Raw genomic sequence first — 17,973 nt, forward strand, 5'->3', positions numbered from 1 at the left:
GCTGACATGCGCGTACTGCTGGTCAACATGCCCTGGTCGCCCATCGACCTTCCGTCGCTGGCCCTGGGAATCCTCAAGCGGAGTGTGGACGAGCACGTGCCGGACGGCAGTGCCGAAGTCCTGCACGCCAACCTCGAATTCACCGACTGGATCACCCGGCGCATGGAGTTCACCGCCGAGGACTACGAGTACTACGCACTGGCCTCCTACTTCATGGGCTGCGGCGACTGGGTCTTCTCCTCCGCGCTCTACGACGACCCCGGCTGGCGGGACGACGAGTTCGCCGCCGCGATGAAGGGGAAGCTCGGCGCGTCCCGGATGCGGATGACCCGCGAACTGCATCGGCTGGTACCGGAGTTCGTGGCGGATATCGCCCGGCGGATCGTCGACGAGGCACCCGACGTCGTGGGCTTCACCTCCACCTTCCAGCAGAACACCGCCGCGCTCGCGGCCGCCCGCCAGGTCAAGCAGCTCGCGCCGCACATCGTGACCGTCATCGGCGGCGCCAACTGCGACGGCGAGCAGGGCGAGACGGTCCACCGCAACTTCCCGTTCGTGGACTACGTGATCCGGGGCGAGGGCGAAGCCGCGTTTCCGCGGCTCCTGTCCGCACTCGGTGAAGAACACCCGGACCTCTCCACCGCAGCCGGGCTGTGCCACCGCGGTCCGGACGGGGTGAGCACCGCCAACGCGATGGCCACCAGCCCGCTGCCGCCCGCCGCCATCCTGCCGCCCGACTACAGCGGCTACTTCGAACGCCTCGGCGCCTCCGTGGCCCGCAACTGGGTCGAGCCCAAGCTCGTCGTCGAGGGCGCCAGAGGCTGCTGGTGGGGCGAGAAGCACCACTGCACGTTCTGCGGACTCAACGGTTCCTTCATGCAGTTCCGCAGCAAGAGCCCGGACACCTTCTACGACGAGATCATGGATCTCGCCCGCCGCCACCGTGTGCTGGACATGTACGTGGTCGACAACATCCTCGACATGGGCTACCTCTCCACCGTCCTGCCCCGGATCATCGAGAGCGGCTACGACCTGCGGCTGCACATCGAGATCAAGGCCAACATGCGCCGCGCCCAGCTCCGTACGCTCTCCGACGCGGGCCTGATCTACGTGCAGCCGGGCATCGAGAGCCTGAACAGCCGCGTACTGGACCTGATGGACAAGGGCGTCAGCGGCTGCCAGAACGTACGCATGCTCCGTGACGGCGCCGAGACCGGCCTGTCGGTGTCCTGGAACTATCTGCACGGCTTCCCGGGAGAGAGCGCGGAGGACTACGACCCGGTCATCGCACAGATACCGGCGCTGGAACACCTCAACCCACCGGTCGACCTCTCGGCCCGCATCGCCATCGAACGGTTCAGCCCTTACTTCAACCGGCCCGAGCTGGGCTTCTCCGGCTTGCGCCCGGAGGCGCACTACCGATTCACCTACGACCTGCCGGAGGAGGAGCTCTACGGCCTCGCCTATGTCTTCGAGGCGCCGGAGCGGGGCATCGGCAAACCCACCGTCACCGCGCTCAACGCCGCGCTCGCCGCCTGGCGCAAGCACCACGCCGACGCGCGCCTCACACAGGCCGATCTGGGCGACCGCATCGTCCTGGTCAGCAAGCGCCGGACCTTCGAGTGGCGGGCCATGGAGCTGACCGACCCGTACGAGATCGCCGCGTTCCGGCTGCTGGACCAGCCGCACACGCCGTCGGCTCTCACCCGCAAGGCCGCGGGCCGGGTGCCGGGCGGGGCACTCCAGGAGGACGAGGTGCAGGAGCTGCTCGACCGCTGGGTGGGGCTCGGGCTGGTCTTCACCGACAACGGGCAGTACGTGCATATCGCACCCTCGGCGGTGAACGAGGACCTGCTGCGGCTGGACTTCATGCGGCACCGGCACGCGGCGCGGGTGGAGTCGCCCGTGGCGGCGCCCGTGGCGGCGCCCGTGGCGGCGCCCGTGGCGGCCGAACCGCACATGACCGGAGTCTGACCCGCCTTTTCTCCTCCCTCCCTCTTTCCTCAGCCCTCGCCCGGGCGTTGTCCGGCCCTCGCCCGGGCGTCGTCCCACCGCCGTCCGACCGTTCAGGCGTACCTGGAGGCCAGTCCGATGAGTCCCAGCTCCACCCTCACCCCGTCCGCCGCCGTCTGGCGTGACTACGACCCCGTCGCCTGCGCGCTGCCGGGGATGTTCCTCGGCGACATCGCGCTGACCGGTCCCGTCGCCGAGGAGTGCGACCGGCTGTGGGAACGGGGCGCGCGCCGCGTCCGGCTGTCCGGCGTCGTGGATCTCGGGGACACGGGAACGCCGGACACGGCGGCCCGTGCCGTACGAACCCTCAGTCTGGTCAGGGACCTGACAGCCCGCGCGGTACTCGTCGAGTGGGACCTGCGACCGGATCCGGACGGGGGGCCGACGGCCGCCGAGGACATCAGCCGCCTCCTGAGCCACCTCCAGCCGCCGCAGCGGATCGAGGGGGTGGACCCGGCGAGGGCGGACGAGGCGCTGCGGACCTGGCGCAACGGCCACTACCTAGGCAAGTGCCTCTGGCGGCAGGGGCCGGGCTTCGTCCAGATCCGCGACCGCCGCTGGGGGGATCTCCGCCGGTTCACGGTGGACGAACCGCACTACCAGGAAGCGATCGAACGTCTGGCGTACGGCGCTCCCGCGTCGGCGGTGTCGTCGGAGGCGCTCGCCGACCTCCGCGAGGAGCGACTCGTGCTCGCGGTCGGCGGGGTGGAGTGGTGGCTGCCGTACCGCGTCAACCGCTGGATACAGGAGGCGATGACGATCTGAGGCGTCCCCCGGAGTGGGGACACGGGGCTCATGCTGCGCGTGTGACTCCGCGTTCTCTCTGATGCTGCTGTTCGAACTCGGCAGGTGAAGGGGAGTGGAGGGCGTTGTGGTGCCTTCGGGCGTGGTGGTGCCTTCGGGCGTGGTGGTGCCTTCGGGCGTGGTGGTAGGTGAGCCACTGGAAGATCTCCAGCCTTGCCTGGCACATCGCCGAGAACAGCTTCTTGTGCACCGTCTCCCTCTTGAGCCCCTGCCAGAACGATTCGGCGAGGGCGTTGTCACCACTCGAGCCGACTCTGCCCAGGCTCCTGCGGATCCCGACACCGTCACAGACCTGCGCGAACGCGCCCGACGTGTCCTGCGAACCCCGGTCCGTGTGGAAGATCACCCCGGCCACGCTGCCGCCCCGCGTGGCCGGGGCCGTCCTCAGGGCGCCGGTGACCGGTCCGGCCCGCACGTGGGAGGCCATGGAGCAGCCGAGCATCGGCGTGAGCAGATGTCCAGGACGCAGGCGAGATACAGCCACGAGCCACCGACCTGCACGCATGTGATACCGCCGCACCACTTCTCGTTCAGTTGCTCGGCGAAGAAGTCGCGTTGGACGAGGTCCGGGACGGGCGGTGCGAGGCGGTCCGGGACGGTGGCGCGCCTGCGCCGGCGCAGGCGGCGGCCCTCGATCCGGTGCAGACGCATCGACCGCTCGACACGCTTGCGATTGACTGTGTGCCCGGCGCCCCGCGGTTCGGCATGGACGCGCCTGACTCCGTACGTTCCCCTGTGCGTGGTGTGGACTCCGCGGATCTCCGCGACCGGGGCGCCGGCAGCGACCTGCCGCTCCGTTCGGGCTTTCGTACCGGCGGCCCACCGGCAGTGGCCGGGGCAAGAGACCCGAGGAACCCGGCCCTGGCGCACCCGGCTCCGCGAGGTCCCCCCCCCGGCATCCGCCGCGACCGCCGCGTACCTGCGTTTCCCGCCCGCAGCGCGGTACAACACCACCACATCGTTCCCGAACTCCTCCCGACACGGAGACTGACGTCCCACCAGGGCACCCTTCCGCAGGGCACCCTTCCGCAGGGCACCCTTCCTCGGATCAACAAGATCCATCGCCGGAGTGCCCACACCGCCGGGGCACCTCAAGCCCGGTACGCCCCCGCGTAGGCAGCGGGCCCGCGACCGGCCCGGCCTTGTGCAGTGATGTCACGCGCGCCGGTGCCCGGTTCCTCCCGGAGGGAGGCCGGGCACCGGCGCGCGTGCGGTTCGTCCGGACGTGCGCTCCGGCTACGGCGTCCGCGCCGCCCCGGCCGGTTCACCGTGCTCGGCTCCCCCGGCCGCCTCCACTCCCTCGGCTCCCCCGGCCCCTACCTTCCTCCGGCCCCGCCGGTGTGCGATCTCCCCGAGGACGATGTCGACGGCGAGGAAGGCGGCCAGCGGGATGCCGAGCAGCGGAACGAAGTAGCCGACTACGGCGACCAGTGCCAGGAGCGGGACGAGGATGTGCGGCGGGACCTGCTGCCAGGCGCCGCGCGGGATCGGCCGGCCGAAGACCGAGCCCCGGCCGCGCTGCCACCACATGCGGTAGCCCCACAGGATCAGCAGGACCAGAGAGGCCGCGAGCAGCATCAGCACGATCTGGTTGGGCAGACCGAAGAGGCTGCCGGTGTGCAGGTCGATGCCCCAGCGGCTGAGCTTGGCGAGCACCGGGAAGTCGGCCCACCGTACGACGTCGGTGACCTGTCCGGTGGCCGGGTCGACGGCGACGGCGTCCTGCTTCTCCGGCCAGCTGCGCTGGATCTGCTTGACGACGTACGCGGAGTCCGCGTCGGCGGGCGGGACGATCTCCACCGGGTTGTCGAGCCGCTCGGCCCGTGCCGCCGCAAGGACCTGGTCGAGGCCGGCCCCGTGCGCCGCGTCGCCCCCCGTGCCCCCGGCCGTGTCGTGCTCCGCGTGTTCGCCGCCCGCCGCGGCCGACACCGCGGGCGTCTCCTGGCCGAGCGAGGTGCGCAGGTCGGCGATGTTGGCGCCGGTGTACGTGGACCAGGTCAGCCCGGTCGCGGAGAGGAAGAGGAAGCCCACTGCGGCCCAGGCGCCGATGCCGCCGTGCAGACCCAGCGTGCGCCGTCGGCCGCTGGTGCCGCGGACCCTGCGCAGGGCGCGGCGGCGGGAGAACCACAGCACCAGGCCGCCGCCGGCGATCACCCACAGCCAGCTGGCCGCGAACTCGCTGTAGAGGCGGCCCGTTTCGCCGAGGTGCAGGTCGCGGTGGAACTCGTCGATCCAGGTGCGCAGCGGCAGCGCGCCGCTGGAACCGTACTGCTCGAGCGCGCCGCGCACCTCCCCGGTGTACGGGTCGACGAACACGGCAAGGGTGTGGTTCGGGTCCACGCCCGCCACTCCGGACAGCATCACCCTGGTCGTCGAGTCCGCCTCGGGCGAGGGGCGTATCGCGGACACCGCGCCCTCGGGGTGGGCCTTGCGGGCGGCGGCGACCTGTTCGGAGATCGGCAGTTCGCGGTCACCGACGGGGACGGTCAGCTCGTGGTCGTAGACGATCTTCTCGGCCTGGAAGGACGCGGCGTACAGCAGGCCGGTGAGGGCCGCGACGAGCAGGAACGGGGCCACCACCACGCCCGCGTAGAAGTGCAGGCGCAGAACCAGGGGGCGCAGGGTGCTCCAGCCGGATCTCTGCCGTGCGGGGGCGGAGGGCCGGGGGGCCTCGTCCGTGGTGGTAGAGGGGACGGTTGTCATCGGTGAGCTTCTTTCGAGGGAACTTGGCGGCCGTGATGCTGCTCCAGTGGTCGGAGCGACAGGGCGCCGAGTTCCCGGAGGAACGTGTGGCCTGTGCCACTCAGGGCGGCGGCCGTCCGTCCGGCCCATGGCATCCTGACGCGATGGGAACTCCGAACGATCGCGTGCCCCTGACCGAGCGGGTCGAGCAACTCATCTCCGGTGACGGGCCGTTGCCCATCGTCACGGCCGGGGACCCGGTGCTGCGGCGGGTGTCCGACCCCTTCGACGGCCAGTTGGACTCCACGCTGCTGGCCCGGTTCGTGGAGGCGCTGCGGGTCACCATGCACGCCGCGCCGGGGGTCGGGCTGGCCGCGCCGCAGGTCGGGGTGGGGCTGCGGATCGCGGTGATCGAGGATCCGGCGCTTGTCCCCACGGAGGTGGCGGTGGCGCGCGCTCGGGTGCCGCAGCCGTTCCGGGTGCTGGTCAATCCGGTCTGCACGCCGGTCGGCAGCAAACGGGCATCGTTCTTCGAGGGGTGCCTGAGCGTGCCCGGGTACCAGGCGGTGGTGGCGCGGCACGCCGAGGTGAGGCTGACCGGACAGGACGAACACGGACGGGCGGTGGACGAGGTGTTCGGCGGCTGGCCCGCCCGGATCGTGCAGCACGAGAGCGACCACCTCGACGGCACGCTCTGCCTCGACCGGGCAGAGCCGCGCTCGCTGTCGTCCCATCAGGCAATGACGGAGCACTGGGCGCAGCCCACACCGGAAGAGGCCGCGCGGGCACTGGGTTTCGAACTGCCGTGAGCAGGTTCGGGTTCGGGGGGAGGGCGGGTCCCTGGACCGGGCCCGGGCGGGGCGCAGGAGCCCTCCACCCCCCACCTCCCGTTCCGCCCCCTCAGGCGTCCCGGTACGCCTCCAGCAGCCGGAGCCACACCTCGCTGATCGTCGGGTACGAGGGGACCGCGTGCCACAGACGGGCGACCGGTACCTGGGCGGCGACCGCGACGGTGGCCGAGTGGATGAGTTCGCCCACGCCGGGGCCGACGAAGGTGACGCCGCGCAGTGTCTCGCTCCCGAGGTCGACGACCATGCGGGCGCGGCCCTTGTAGCCCTCGCCGTACAGGCCTGCGCCCGCGACCGAGGCCAGGTCTACGTCGACGGCACGGACGCGGTGCCCCGCTTCCTGCGCCTCGGCAAGGGAGAGGCCCACCGAGGCCGCCTCCGGGTCGGTGAAGACGACCTGGGGGACGGCGTCGTGGTCGGCGGTGGCGGCGTGCGCGGCCCACGCCCGGTCGGCCACCGGCTCTCCTGCTGCCCTGGCGGCGATGGCGGCGCCCGCGATACGGGCCTGGTACTTGCCCTGATGGGTGAGCAGGGCGCGCTTGTTGACGTCACCGACCGCGTAGAGCCAGTCCCGGCCGGTCACTTGGAGGCTGTCGTCCACGGCGAGCCAGGAGCCGGGTTCCAGGCCGACGGTCTCCAGACCGATGTCGTCGGTGCGCGGGGCACGGCCGGTGGCGAAGAGGATCTGGTCGGCCTCGATCCGCTCCCCCGTGTCGGTGACGACCGCGACGACACCGTTCTTCCTGGTCACCGAGGTGGCGGAGGTGCCGGTACGGAGGTCCACGCCGGCCTCGGTGAGCGCCTCGGCGACCAGTTCCCCGGCGAAGGGCTCCATGCGGGGCAGCAGGCCCTTGCCGCGTACCAGGAGGGTGACCCGGGAGCCGAGCCCCTGCCACGCCGTGGCCATCTCGGTGGCGACGACACCGCCACCGACCACGACCAGCCGGCCGGGCACGGTCTGGGCGCTGGTGGCCTCCCTGCTGGTCCAGGGCGCAACCTCGTCGAGTCCGGGCATGCCGGGCAGCAGCGCGCGGCTGCCGGTGCAGACGGCGACGGCGTTCCGGGCGGTGAGGACGCGCCGTGTTCCGTCGGCGGCGGTGACGGTCACCGTGCGCGGGCCGCTGAGCCGCCCGACGCCGCGGTGGAGGTCGACGCCGACGGACTCCAGCCACTGGACCTGGCCGTCGTCCTTCCACTGGGAGGTGTACTCGTTGCGGCGGGTCAGGACCGCGCCCGCGTCGAGCGCCCCCTGCGCCGACGCGCTCAGACCGGGAAGGCGGCGGGCGTCGGCCCGCGCGAGGACGGGGCGCAGCAGGGCCTTGCTGGGCATGCACGCCCAGTAGGAGCACTCGCCGCCCACGAGTTCGCTCTCCACGATCGCGGTGGTCAGCCCTGCCGCGCGTGTGCGGTCGGCGACGTTCTCCCCCACGGGCCCGGCACCGAGCACGACGACGTCGTAGTGGAAAGTCCCCGATTCCGGCGATTCCGGTTGTGTCTGTGTCATGACGCCAGTCTGGTGGGTGGTGTGCGTGGTGGCCACATGGGTAGGGGCGCGGAATACGTGACCCGACGGCCGTGGTTGTACCGACCGCCCGCCCCGACATCAGGAAGAGGGACATGAGCGATGAGCAGCACCGTGGAGCTCACCAAGGAGAACTTCGACCAGTTGGTCACGGAGAACGAGTTCGTTCTGATCGACTTCTGGGCGTCCTGGTGCGGACCGTGCCGTCAGTTCGCGCCGGTGTACGACAAGGCGGCGGAGGAGAACCCGGACCTGGTGTTCGGCAAGGTGGACACGGAGGCGCAGCCGGAGCTGGCCGCGGCCTTCGACATCCAGTCGATTCCGACGCTGATGATCGTCCGTGACCAGGTCGCCGTGTTCGCGCAGCCGGGCGCGCTGCCCGAGGCCGCGCTGACTGACGTCATCGGGCAGGCCCGGAAGCTGGACATGGACGAGGTCCGCAAGTCCATCGCCGAGCAGCAGGCCGCGCAGGGCGACGGTAAGACGGACGCCTAGAACCGGGGGCGGGTGACCGCCCCCGGCTCCGCAACTAGAACGGGTACTGGGCGACGTCCCCGCGCACGGTGGTCCAGCGCACGTCGGTGAACGCCTCGATGTTGGCGTCGCCTCCGAAGCGGGAACCGGTGCCGGAGGCGGCGACGCCGCCGAACGGGGCTACGGCCTCGTCGTTCACGGTCTGGTCGTTGATGTGCACGATCCCCGTCGGAATGCGCTCCGCCAGTTCCAGGCCGCGGGCCGCGTCCCGGGTGACGATGCCCAGCGAGAGCCCGTAGGGGCTCGCGGCGGCCAGGGCGGCGGCCTCGTCGACACCGCCGAAGGACCGTACGGGTGCGACGGGCCCGAAGACCTCCTCCGCGTAGGCGGGGGTGTCGTCGTGGGTGTCCGCGAGGACGGTGGGCCGGTAGAAGAGCCGGTCGTGGGTACCGCCCGCAACGAGTTTCGCTCCGTCGGCCGTGCTGGACTCGACGAGGGCGTGCACCTTCTCGAGCTGTCCCTGGTCGATGAGCGGGCCGAGGTGGACCTGGTCGCGGTGCGGGTCGCCGACGGCGAGCGAGTTCGCCTTGGCGGCCAGCCGTTCCACGTACTCGTCGTAGAGCGAGGCGTGCACCAGGTGGCGTCCGGTCGTCATGCAGATCTGGCCCTGGTGGAAGAACGATCCCCAGGCGGCTGCGGAGATCACCGCCTCGATGTCGGCGTCCTCGAGCACGACCACCGCGGAGTTTCCGCCCAGTTCCAGGTGGGCCCGCTTGAGGTGACGGCCTGCGGCCTCCCCGACATGCCGGCCCGCCCCGGTGGAGCCGGTGAACGAGATGACGGGGATGTGCGGGTCGGCGACCAGTGCCCGGCCGGTCTCGGCACCGCCCGGCAGGACGTGCAGCAGCCCTTCGGGCAGTCCTGCCTCGGCGAACACCGCGACGAGCGCGAGTCCGCCGCAGACCGCGGTGCGCGGGTCCGGCTTCAGGACGACCGCGTTGCCGAGCGCGAGGGCTGGTGCGACGGAGCGGATGGACAGGATCAGCGGCGCGTTGAACGGGGCGATGACTCCCACGACACCGACCGGCACCCGCCGTGTGTACGACAGCCGGGACCCATCGGTGGGCAGCACCTGGCCGACCGGGCGGGAGGCCAGGGCCGCGGCCTCGTAGCACTCCTGGGCGGCGACATGCAGTTCGAAGTCCGCCTTGCCGGGGATGCTGCCGGACTCGCGGACCAGCCATTCCCGCAGCTCGTCGGCGTGCGCGGCGAACAGGTCGCCGGCCTTGCGGAGCACCGCGGCACGGACGAAGTGCGGGGTCCCGGCCCACTCGGCCTGTGCGGCGTGGCCCGCTTCGGCTGCGGCCCCGACGTCATCGTCGGTGGCGAGGGTGACGGTGGCCAGCTGTTCGCCGGTGGCGGGTTCGCTGACGGTGCGGCCGGGTCCCGAGAGGGGGCGGGACTGCCAGGTCGTGGGGTCGAGCAACGGCATATGACGGCTCTCCGATCAGCCGCCGGGGCCCCGCGCGAGCACGAGCCCGGCTGTCCTTGTGCGCACCACATGGTTGAGCGCACAACACCCTAGTCACGCCGCATCCGAGGCGCAGGACGTCCGGCGTCCGTCCCGGCCGACGGCTTCCCGTCCGCCGGGACGGTCCGGCTCCCCCCATCATGCGACGAGGTGATCGCGCTCCGCATGCCCACCGGCCCCGGGCCGCCCGCGTCATCCCTCGTCGGCCCGTGTCAGCCGGAATCGCGCTGGATCACCGACGCGCCCAGCACCTTGTGCGCCTCGGGGGCGGCGGCCGGATCGCGCACCGCGCGGTCGACGAGTTCGGCGAGCTCGGTGCCGGACGGCACGTCGAGGTGGACGGTGGTCAGCCGGGGACGCAGCAGCCGGCCCAGCATGAGGTTGTCGGCACCGACCACGGCCGTTTCCTCGGGGACGCGGACGCCGGCGTCCTGCAGAGCCCGCATCAGCAGCATCGCGTACTCGTCGTTGTACGTGAACACCGCGTCGAGGCCGAGCTCGCGCCAGCGGGCGGCGAGCCGTGCGGCGGCGCCCTCGTCGTGGGCGAGGGGCAGTGCGGTGACCGTGGCGCCGGTGCCGCGCAGGGCCGCCCGCACTCCCGCGAGCCGGGGCGCGGAGAACGCCTCCAGGCCGGGCTCGCGCGGGACGACGACGCCGATGCGGCGCCGGCCCCGGTCGAACAGGTGGGCTCCGGCGCTGTGGCCGACGACGTCGTGGTCCATGAGCAGGGCGTGCGCGCCCTCGACGGTTTCCGGTCCGAGGGTGACCACGGCCCGCGCGCCGGAGCGTTTGAGGACGGCGACGCCCCGGGGGCCGAGTCCCGAACCGGGGACCAGCACGGCCACGGGACGCAGCTCGGCCCAGGCACGGGCGGCCTCGTCGTCGTGCACGCCGACGGTGCCGTACTGCACCACGGTGTAGTCGAGGCGGCCGAGCGCCACCTGGAGGTCGTTGATGAACTGGCTGTAGACCGGGCCGACCGGGAAGGCCGGGGCGGGCATCAGCACCATGCGGCTGTGCCCGGCGCGTAAGCTGCGGGCCGCCGCGTGCGGCACGTACCCGAGTTCTCTGGCGGCCTCGCGGACACGGCGGCGGGTGGGCTCGCTGATCCGGACGGCGTCGGCCTTGTTCAGGACGTAGGAGACGGTCGCGCGCGACACGCCCGCCAGGCGGGCCACATCGGCGCTCGTGGGCACCGCGCCCGGCAGGGGGCGGGCGGGCACGGAACGTGCGGGCACGGGTTGCGCGGGCACGGCACCTGCGGGCACGGAGCACGTCGGTGCGGTGGATGCGGGCGCGGGCGGGTTCGGTATCTGCACCATGACGTAACGCATCCTTGCAGAAGCGTGAACGGGCCGTTCGCCCGGGGGAGTTGAGTGCGTGACGCACCGCGTCCGCCGCAGTTCAGGACGGTCTTGCCGGTCCGGCGGCCGGGCGGACGCGGATGGCCGCCCCCGGGTCAGCGGGCGGCCGCGGCGGGCGCAGTCAGACGGTCGACGACGTCCATCCACGCGGTTTCGAGCCGCGGCAGCGGCATCCCGCACTGCCGGGTCAGGTGGTGCACCAGCGCGGGGTCGAGCTGGGTCATCAGGGTGTGGGCGAGGAGGCCGCAGTCCGCGTCCGGGACCGCCGCGCGCAGCAGCAGCGTCACGTGCCGGTGCAGCACACGATAGGGCGGGTTGGTGAAGCGGCGGTCGGCGCAGGGCTGGGCGGCGAGCTGAAGATCCAGCTCGTCGGCCGTGCGGCGCAGCATGGCGACGCCGAAGGCCCGCAGCCGCTCGGCGGGCGGCGCGCCGGGGCCCAGCGGCGGGGGGCCGCTGAGGAAGGCTGCCTGGAACTTCTTCTCGGAGTGGTCGAGCAGGGCCGTCAGCAGTCCGGTGCGGTCGCCGAAACGACGGAAGACCGTCCCCTTGCCCACCTGCGCCGCCGCGGCCACCGCCTCCATGGTGAGACCGTCCGCGCCGCGCTCGGCGACCAGCAGAGCGGCGGCCTCCAGGAGCCGGGCACGGTTGCGCGCGGCGTCGGCTCGCAGACAGGGTTCGTCGGGCTCGACACCGAGTTGCAGCAACTCCTGCGGCCGGACTGGCTCCTGCGGCATCGGGGCGGGCGGCGGGACAGCGGACATGAGGCCAGCGTAAAGCATCGGGAAGAAATTGGACCGCGGTCCGCTTGGAGTGCTAGAAACTTAACCGGACCCCGGTCCGGATGATTGCGGCAACGTTTCGCCGGCGGCCTCGCCCTGCGTTCCACCGGATGATTCACCCTGCCCGCCGCCCTCCGTGCCACACCTTCACACCCCCAGGAGTCTCGTATGTCTGTTCGCATCCTCGCTCTCGTAGGCAGCCTTCGTTCCGGTTCGCACAACCGTCAGCTCGCGGAGGCCGCGGTCAAGTTCGCACCCGAGGGCTCCGAGATCGTGCTCCACGAGGGACTTGGGGAGATCCCGTTCTACAACGAGGACATCGACGTCGAGGACACCGTCCCGGCCGCCGCCCGGCTGCGCGAGGCCGTGGCGGGCGCCGACGCCCTGCTGTTCTTCACTCCCGAGTACAACGGCACGATCCCGGCCGTCCTGAAGAACGCGATCGACTGGCTGTCCCGCCCGTTCGGCGCCTCCGCCCTCGGCCAGAAGCCGGTCGCCGTGGTCGGCACCGCCTTCGGCCAGTACGGCGGTGTCTGGGCGCAGGACGAGGCCCGCAAGGCCCTCGGTATCGCGGGCGGGAAGGTGATCGAGGACATCAAGCTCTCCATTCCCGGCTCCATGACCCGTTTCGCCGGGATCCACCCCGCCGACGACTCCGAGGTGGCAGGCCGGCTCACCGAGGTCATCGTCCGCCTGAACAGCCACGCCACCGCGGCGACCGCCGCCTGACGGGACCCGCACGACCTGGCGCGACCTGGCGCGACCTGGCGCGACCTGGCGCGACCTGGCGCGACCGCGCCCAAGTCGCCCGGAGGGGCCGAAGCCGCGCCGCGGGACCACGGCTTCGGCCCCTCCGGGCGTGCGGTCTGACCGGCGCCCCCGCTCAGACCCCCGCCGCCGCCCGTTCCTCGCGGTGGATCGGTGTCCGCGTGCCGGTCAGCGGCGCGCCCGTGCCGCCCCGGCGGGCCGCGACGATCTCCGCCGCGATGGACACGGCGGTCTCCTCCGGCGTGCGCGCTCCGAGATCGAGGCCGATCGGCGACCTGAGCCGGGCCAGCTCCCGCTCGCCCACACCTGCCTCGCGCAGCCGCCGTTCCCGGTCCGCGTGAGTACGGCGCGACCCCATCGCCCCGACGAACGCCACCGGTAGCGCCAGCGCCAGCGCCAGCAGCGGCACGTCGAACCTGGCGTCGTGGGTGAGCACGCACAGCACCGTGCGCCCGTCGGTGACGGCGGTACGCAGGTAGCGGTGCGGCCAGTCGACGACGAGCTCGTCCGCCTCCGGGAAACGTGCCCGGGTGGCGAACACCGGCCGGGCGTCGCAGACGGTCACCCGGTAGCCGAGGAACTTGCCGGCCCGCACCAGCGCCGCCGCGAAGTCGACCGCACCGAAGACGATCATGCGGGGCGGCGGCTGCGCCGACTCCACGAACAGGGTCGCCCCGCCGGGGCAGTGCGATCCGTCCGCCGAGAGGCCGACGGTGCCGGTGCGTCCGCCGTCCAGCAGGGCCCGTGCCTCGGCCGCCGCCGTACGGTCCAGCTCCGGATGTCCGGCGAGGCCGCCCTCGTACGACCCGTCGGGGTGGACGAGCATCGCGCCGCCGAGCAGTCCGGCCGGGCCGCGGACGACCCGGGCGAGGGCCGTGGGCTCGCCCTCGGCCACCGCGGACAGAGCCGACCGGAGCACCTCGCGGGCGGGGGCGTGCGCGCCGACCGGGGCGACCACGATGTCGATGATCCCGCCGCAGGTCAGACCGACCGCGAAGGCGTCCTCGTCGCTGTACCCGAACCGCTGGACCCGCGTTACGCCGTCCGCGAGCGCCTCCGCGCACAACTCGTACACCGCTCCCTCGACACAGCCGCCGGAGACCGAGCCGATCACCGCGCCCTCACCGTCGACCGCGAGCGCCGCGCCGGGCCCGCGCGGTGCGCTGCCGCTCACGGAGACGACGGTGGCGACGGCGAACTCCCTTCCCTCAACGAGCCATTGACGCAGCTCACCGGCGATGTCAAACATGCGGCCCGCCCGCGGTGAGGATCCGGTCCGGCCGGATGGGCAGGGCCCGGTGCCGCACTCCGGTCGCGTGCCAGACGGCGTTGGCGACGGCCGCCGCGACCCCGACGATGCCGATCTCGCCGATGCCCTTGATGCCGACCGGGTCGTCGGGGTCCGGGTCGTCCACCCAGTACGCCTCGACGAGCGGTACGTCGGCGTGACTGGCGATGTGGTAGCCCGCGAGGTCACCGCCGTAGTGGGAGCCCGAAGCCCGGTCACGGATCCCTTCCTCGTGCAGGGCCATGGAGATGCCCCAGATCATTCCGCCGACGAGCTGGCCGCGCGCGGTGAGGGGGTTGACGATCCGCCCGGCGGCGAACACTCCGAGCAGGCGGCGCACCCGCACCTCTCCGGTGGTGACGTCCACGGCGACCTCGGCGAACTGCGCCCCGAAGGAGTGCCGTTCCACCTGCGCCAGGGCGCCGAGGGCCGCGGTGGTGTCGGAGCGTACGGTGACGCCCTCCGGCGGGATGCCCTCCGGGGGAACGCCGGCCCCCGGCGCGAGGCGTTCCCGCAGTTCGTCGGCGGCGACGGTGATCGCCCAGGCCCAGGAGCGGGTTCCCGTGGAACCGCCGGCGATCATCGCGGGACCGAAGTCGCTGTCACCGATCCGCATCCGGATCCGCGCGGGCGCCACCCGGAGCGCGTCGGCGGCGATCAGGGTGAGCGCGGTACGGGCCCCGGTGCCGATGTCGGCCGCCGCGATCCGCACGGTGAAGGTGCCGTCCGCCTCGGCCGTCACCGCGGCCGTGGAGGGGCCGGCGCCCGCGGGGAAGGAGGCCGCGGCCGTGCCGGTGCCGATCAGCAGGTTCCCCTCCCGGCGCAGGCCGGGTCGCGGGTCGCGGTCGGCCCAGCCGAAGCGGCGGGCGCCCTCCCGGAAGCAGGCGTCGAGGTTGCGGCCGCTGAACGGCATCCCGGAGACCGGGCCCCGGTCGGGTTCGTTGCGCAGGCGCAGCTCGATCGGGTCGACGCCGCACCGCTCGGCGAGTTCGTCGAGCGCCGCCTCCAGCGCGAAGGCTCCCGGGGCCTCGCCCGGCGCCCGCATCCAGGTCGGTGACGGCACGTTCAGCCGCAGTGCCTCGTTCGCGGTGCGGTGGGCGGGGGCGTCGTACATCACCCGTGCCACGCCGGCGCTGGGCTCGACGAACTCCCAGACCGTCGACGTCTGGCTGAGCGAGCGGTGCTCCAGGGCGCGCAGCCGGCCGTCGGCGTCGGCGCCGAGCCTGATCCGCTGGGCGGTGGGGCTGCGGTAGCCGGTGAGCGAGAACATCTGACGACGGGTCAGAACCACGCGGACCGGGCGTCGCAGCGCGGTGGTGGCCATCACCGCGGACACCTGGTGGGCGCGCAGGCCCTTGCTGCCGAAGCCGCCGCCGATGTGCTCGGAGCGCACCCGCACGGCGGACGGGTCGAGGGAGAACATCCGGGAGAGTTCGTCGGCGACCCAGGTGGTGCCCTGGTTGGAGTCGACGACCTCGAGCCGCCCGCCGTCCCACAGGGCGGTCGCCGCGTGCGGTTCCATCATGCTGTGGTGCTCTTCTGGGGTGGTGTACTCGACGTCCACGACATGGGCGGACGCGGCGAGTTCGGCTTCCAGGTCGCCCTTCTCCGTCACCCCGGGCATGTGGCCGTCCACCGGATACGCCTCGGGGCGCTCCCCGTGGAACTCGATGTCGTGCGGCTCCTGTTCGTACGTCACGACGAGCGCCTCGGCGGCCTCGCGGGCCTGCTCGGAGGTCTCGGCGACGACGAGCGCGACGGGCCAGCCGGCGTGCGGGATCCGGTCGTTCTGGAAGACGGCGGCGGTAGGGTCCGGCGGGACGCCCAGCAGACCGACGTAGTCGAGGTGGAGGCGCGGGGCGTTGCCGTGGTGCAGCACGGTGAGCACACCGGGCATCGCGAGCACGGGGGCGGTCTCGACGGAGCCGATCCGGCCGCGGGCCACGGTGGACAGCACCAGCCAGCCGTGGGCGAGGCCGGTGAAGGGGATCTCGCCCGCGTAGCGGGCGGCTCCGGTCACCTTGTCACGGCCCTCCACGCGGGTGTGTGCGGTGCCCACCGCGCCCGTGAGGGTGGCCCGGTCGGTTGTGGTGGCGGTCATCGGGCGGTCTCCTCGGCGAGTTCGGACAGGACGGCCACCGCGAGGTTGCGCATGAGGGTCACCTTGTACGCGTTGCCGGGCAGCGTCCGGGCCCCGGCCAGTTCGGCGTCGGCGGCCGCGGCGAAGCGGTCGGCGGACGCCGGGGCCCCGTTCAGCACGTGTTCGGCCGCGTACGCCCGCCACGGCCGGGACGCGACCGCGCCGAAGGCCAGCCGCGCCTCGCGCACGACACCGTCGCTGACGTCGAGGGCGGCGGCGACGGAGCCGATCGCGAAGGCGTACGAGGCGCGTTCGCGCACCTTGCGGTAGCGGGAGCGGGAGGCCGACGGCACGGGCGGCAGCGTGACGCCGGTGATGAGCGCGCCCGGCGGCAGGGCGGTCTCCCGATGCGGTGTGTCGCCGACGGGCAGGTAGAAGTCGGCGAGAGGCACCTCGCCTGCTCCGTCGGCGGTCCGATACGAAACGACGGCGTCGAACGCAGTCAGTGCCACCCCCATGTCGGAGGGATGGACGGCGATGCAGTGCTCGGAGGCGCCCAGGACGGCGTGGTTGTGGTGCTCGCCCTCGACGGCGGGGCAGCCGCTGCCGGGGAGACGCTTGTTGCAGGGCTTGGTCACGTCGGCGAAGTAGCCGCAGCGGGTGCGCTGCAGCAGATTCCCGCCGACGGTGGCCATGTTGCGCAGTTGTCCGGAGGCTCCGGCGAGCACCGCCTGGGACAGCGCCGGGTAGCGCCGGCGGACCTCGGGGTGGGCGGCGAGGTCGCTGTTGGTCACGGTGGCGCCGATGCTCAGCCCGCCGTCATCGGTCGACTCGATTTGGTCCAGGGGTAGTTGACGTACGTCGACGAGCCGCGCGGGGCGTTCGACGCCGGTCTTCATCAGGTCGACGAGGTTGGTGCCACCACCGAGGTAGCGGGCGTCGGGGTCGGCGTCGAGCAGGGCGACCGCGCCGGGGACGTCCTCGGCGCGCCGGTAGTCGAACTCCCTCATGCGGCAGCCTCCTCGGCGGCTCCGGCGGTTGTGACGTCTTCGGGGACACCGGCGCCCCCGGGGCTTTCGGCAGCGGCGCGGGCGACGGCCTCGACGATCGAGACGTAGGCGCCGCAGCGGCACAGGTTGCCGCTCATGCGTTCGCGGATCTCCCGCGGGGTCAGCGGCGGCGGTCCCGCTTCGGGCCGTACGTCGTCGGTGACGGCGCTGGGCCAGCCCGCTGCGTGCTCCTCGATGACGGCGACGGCGGAACAGATCTGGCCGGGTGTGCAGTAGCCGCACTGGAGGCCGTCCAGGTCGAGGAAGGCCTGCTGCACGGGGTGCAGCCGCTCCCTCTCGGCGAGGCCTTCCACGGTGGTGATCTCCCGGTCCTCCGCCGCCACGGCCAGTTGCAGGCAGGAGAGGGTCCGACGGCCGTCGACCAGGACCGTGCAGGCGCCGCACTGCCCCTGGTCACAGCCCTTCTTGGTGCCGGTCAGATCGAGGCGCTCACGCAGGGCGTCGAGCAGGGTGGTGCGGGGGTCGACGGACAGCACGTGCTTCTCGCCGTTGATGTTCAGGGTGACGCTGCTGAACGTCGAGGGGGGCATGAACAGCCTTCTTTCGCGGATCCGTGCAGGCCTGCGGGGCCCTCGGGAGGCGGACGGAAAGGAATCGGTCAGAAGGTCGGCAGGGGGATCCTGCACACGGACCGGGAGCGCCGGCGCCGGCCGTCCGCGGTCACGCCTGCCCGCTCTCCCGCACCGTCCGCGGTCACCGATACGATGCGCCGAAGCGGACGGTTGTCCGTTACCGGAAATTTAGTGGACA

At 72.6% G+C, this 17,973-nt stretch carries 14 protein-coding genes and 1 pseudogene; 5 read left to right on the forward strand and 10 right to left on the reverse strand.

Going from position 1 to position 17,973, the window contains the following annotated elements; all coding sequences use genetic code 11:
• Positions 1–6: 6 nt before the first annotated feature.
• On the forward strand, positions 7–1,974 hold the full coding sequence (locus tag HUV60_RS01545) for a RiPP maturation radical SAM C-methyltransferase (protein ID WP_257852764.1): 1,968 nt from the start codon (positions 7–9) through the stop codon (positions 1,972–1,974).
• A gap of 117 nt (positions 1,975–2,091) precedes the next feature.
• Positions 2,092–2,778 (forward strand): DUF5825 family protein, encoded by a 687-nt coding sequence (locus tag HUV60_RS01550; RefSeq protein WP_257852760.1) that lies wholly within the window; start codon positions 2,092–2,094, stop codon positions 2,776–2,778.
• Positions 2,779–2,806: 28 nt separating this feature from the next.
• Here the strand turns inward: HUV60_RS01550 and HUV60_RS01555 are convergent.
• Both HUV60_RS01555 and HUV60_RS01560 read right to left on the reverse strand, forming a co-directional pair.
• A pseudogene (locus tag HUV60_RS01555) lies at positions 2,807–3,816 on the reverse strand (IS3 family transposase).
• 237 nt (positions 3,817–4,053) lie between these two features.
• On the reverse strand, positions 4,054–5,520 hold the full coding sequence (locus tag HUV60_RS01560) for a PepSY-associated TM helix domain-containing protein (protein ID WP_257852759.1): 1,467 nt from the start codon (positions 5,518–5,520) through the stop codon (positions 4,054–4,056).
• Positions 5,521–5,663: 143 nt separating this feature from the next.
• Here HUV60_RS01560 and HUV60_RS01565 point away from each other — a divergent pair, with 143 nt between their 5' ends.
• Positions 5,664–6,308 (forward strand): peptide deformylase, encoded by a 645-nt coding sequence (locus tag HUV60_RS01565; RefSeq protein ID WP_257852758.1) that lies wholly within the window; start codon positions 5,664–5,666, stop codon positions 6,306–6,308.
• A gap of 91 nt (positions 6,309–6,399) precedes the next feature.
• Here the strand turns inward: HUV60_RS01565 and HUV60_RS01570 are convergent, their stop codons facing one another.
• Positions 6,400–7,851, reverse strand: coding sequence for a dihydrolipoyl dehydrogenase family protein (locus HUV60_RS01570; protein WP_257852757.1), 1,452 nt, complete (start codon positions 7,849–7,851; stop codon positions 6,400–6,402).
• A 120-nt stretch (positions 7,852–7,971) separates the two neighbouring features.
• Between HUV60_RS01570 and trxA the strand changes: the two genes are divergently transcribed.
• Positions 7,972–8,364: a thioredoxin gene (trxA, locus tag HUV60_RS01575; protein WP_257852756.1), complete on the forward strand. Its 393-nt coding sequence runs from the start codon at positions 7,972–7,974 to the stop codon at positions 8,362–8,364.
• 34 nt (positions 8,365–8,398) lie between these two features.
• Here the strand turns inward: trxA and HUV60_RS01580 are convergent, their stop codons facing one another.
• The 3 genes from HUV60_RS01580 to HUV60_RS01590 all read right to left on the reverse strand — a co-directional run bounded on the left by HUV60_RS01580 (position 8,399) and on the right by HUV60_RS01590 (position 11,999).
• Positions 8,399–9,835, reverse strand: coding sequence for a benzaldehyde dehydrogenase (locus HUV60_RS01580; protein ID WP_257852755.1), 1,437 nt, complete (start codon positions 9,833–9,835; stop codon positions 8,399–8,401).
• 251 nt (positions 9,836–10,086) lie between these two features.
• On the reverse strand, positions 10,087–11,208 hold the full coding sequence (locus HUV60_RS01585) for a LacI family DNA-binding transcriptional regulator (RefSeq protein WP_257852754.1): 1,122 nt from the start codon (positions 11,206–11,208) through the stop codon (positions 10,087–10,089).
• 125 nt (positions 11,209–11,333) lie between these two features.
• Positions 11,334–11,999 carry a TetR/AcrR family transcriptional regulator gene (locus HUV60_RS01590; protein ID WP_257852753.1) on the reverse strand — a complete coding sequence of 222 codons (666 nt, stop codon included), beginning with the start codon at positions 11,997–11,999 and terminating at the stop codon, positions 11,334–11,336.
• A 186-nt stretch (positions 12,000–12,185) separates the two neighbouring features.
• Here HUV60_RS01590 and HUV60_RS01595 point away from each other — a divergent pair, with 186 nt between their 5' ends.
• Positions 12,186–12,746, forward strand: coding sequence for an NADPH-dependent FMN reductase (locus HUV60_RS01595; RefSeq protein ID WP_257852751.1), 561 nt, complete (start codon positions 12,186–12,188; stop codon positions 12,744–12,746).
• A gap of 154 nt (positions 12,747–12,900) precedes the next feature.
• On the opposite strand, the gene HUV60_RS01600 is transcribed toward HUV60_RS01595, so the two are convergent.
• The 4 genes from HUV60_RS01600 to HUV60_RS01615 are packed head-to-tail and all read right to left on the reverse strand — an operon-like array spanning position 12,901 to position 17,753.
• Positions 12,901–14,034, reverse strand: a complete 1,134-nt coding sequence (locus HUV60_RS01600; protein ID WP_257852749.1) for an XdhC family protein — start codon at positions 14,032–14,034, stop codon at positions 12,901–12,903.
• Positions 14,027–16,174 carry a xanthine dehydrogenase family protein molybdopterin-binding subunit gene (locus HUV60_RS01605; protein WP_257852748.1) on the reverse strand — a complete coding sequence of 716 codons (2,148 nt, stop codon included), beginning with the start codon at positions 16,172–16,174 and terminating at the stop codon, positions 14,027–14,029. The genes HUV60_RS01600 and HUV60_RS01605 overlap by 8 nt, the downstream gene beginning before the upstream one ends.
• Positions 16,171–17,163: an FAD binding domain-containing protein gene (locus tag HUV60_RS01610; RefSeq protein WP_257852747.1), complete on the reverse strand. Its 993-nt coding sequence runs from the start codon at positions 17,161–17,163 to the stop codon at positions 16,171–16,173. Before HUV60_RS01610 ends, HUV60_RS01605 begins: the two co-directional genes overlap by 4 nt.
• On the reverse strand, positions 17,160–17,753 hold the full coding sequence (locus HUV60_RS01615; RefSeq protein ID WP_257852745.1) for a (2Fe-2S)-binding protein: 594 nt from the start codon (positions 17,751–17,753) through the stop codon (positions 17,160–17,162). The genes HUV60_RS01610 and HUV60_RS01615 overlap by 4 nt, the downstream gene beginning before the upstream one ends.
• Positions 17,754–17,973 lie beyond the last annotated feature (220 nt).

Origin of the sequence: Streptomyces sp. KMM 9044 (genome assembly GCF_024701375.2) — a bacterium.
GTDB lineage: Bacteria > Actinomycetota > Actinomycetes > Streptomycetales > Streptomycetaceae > Streptomyces.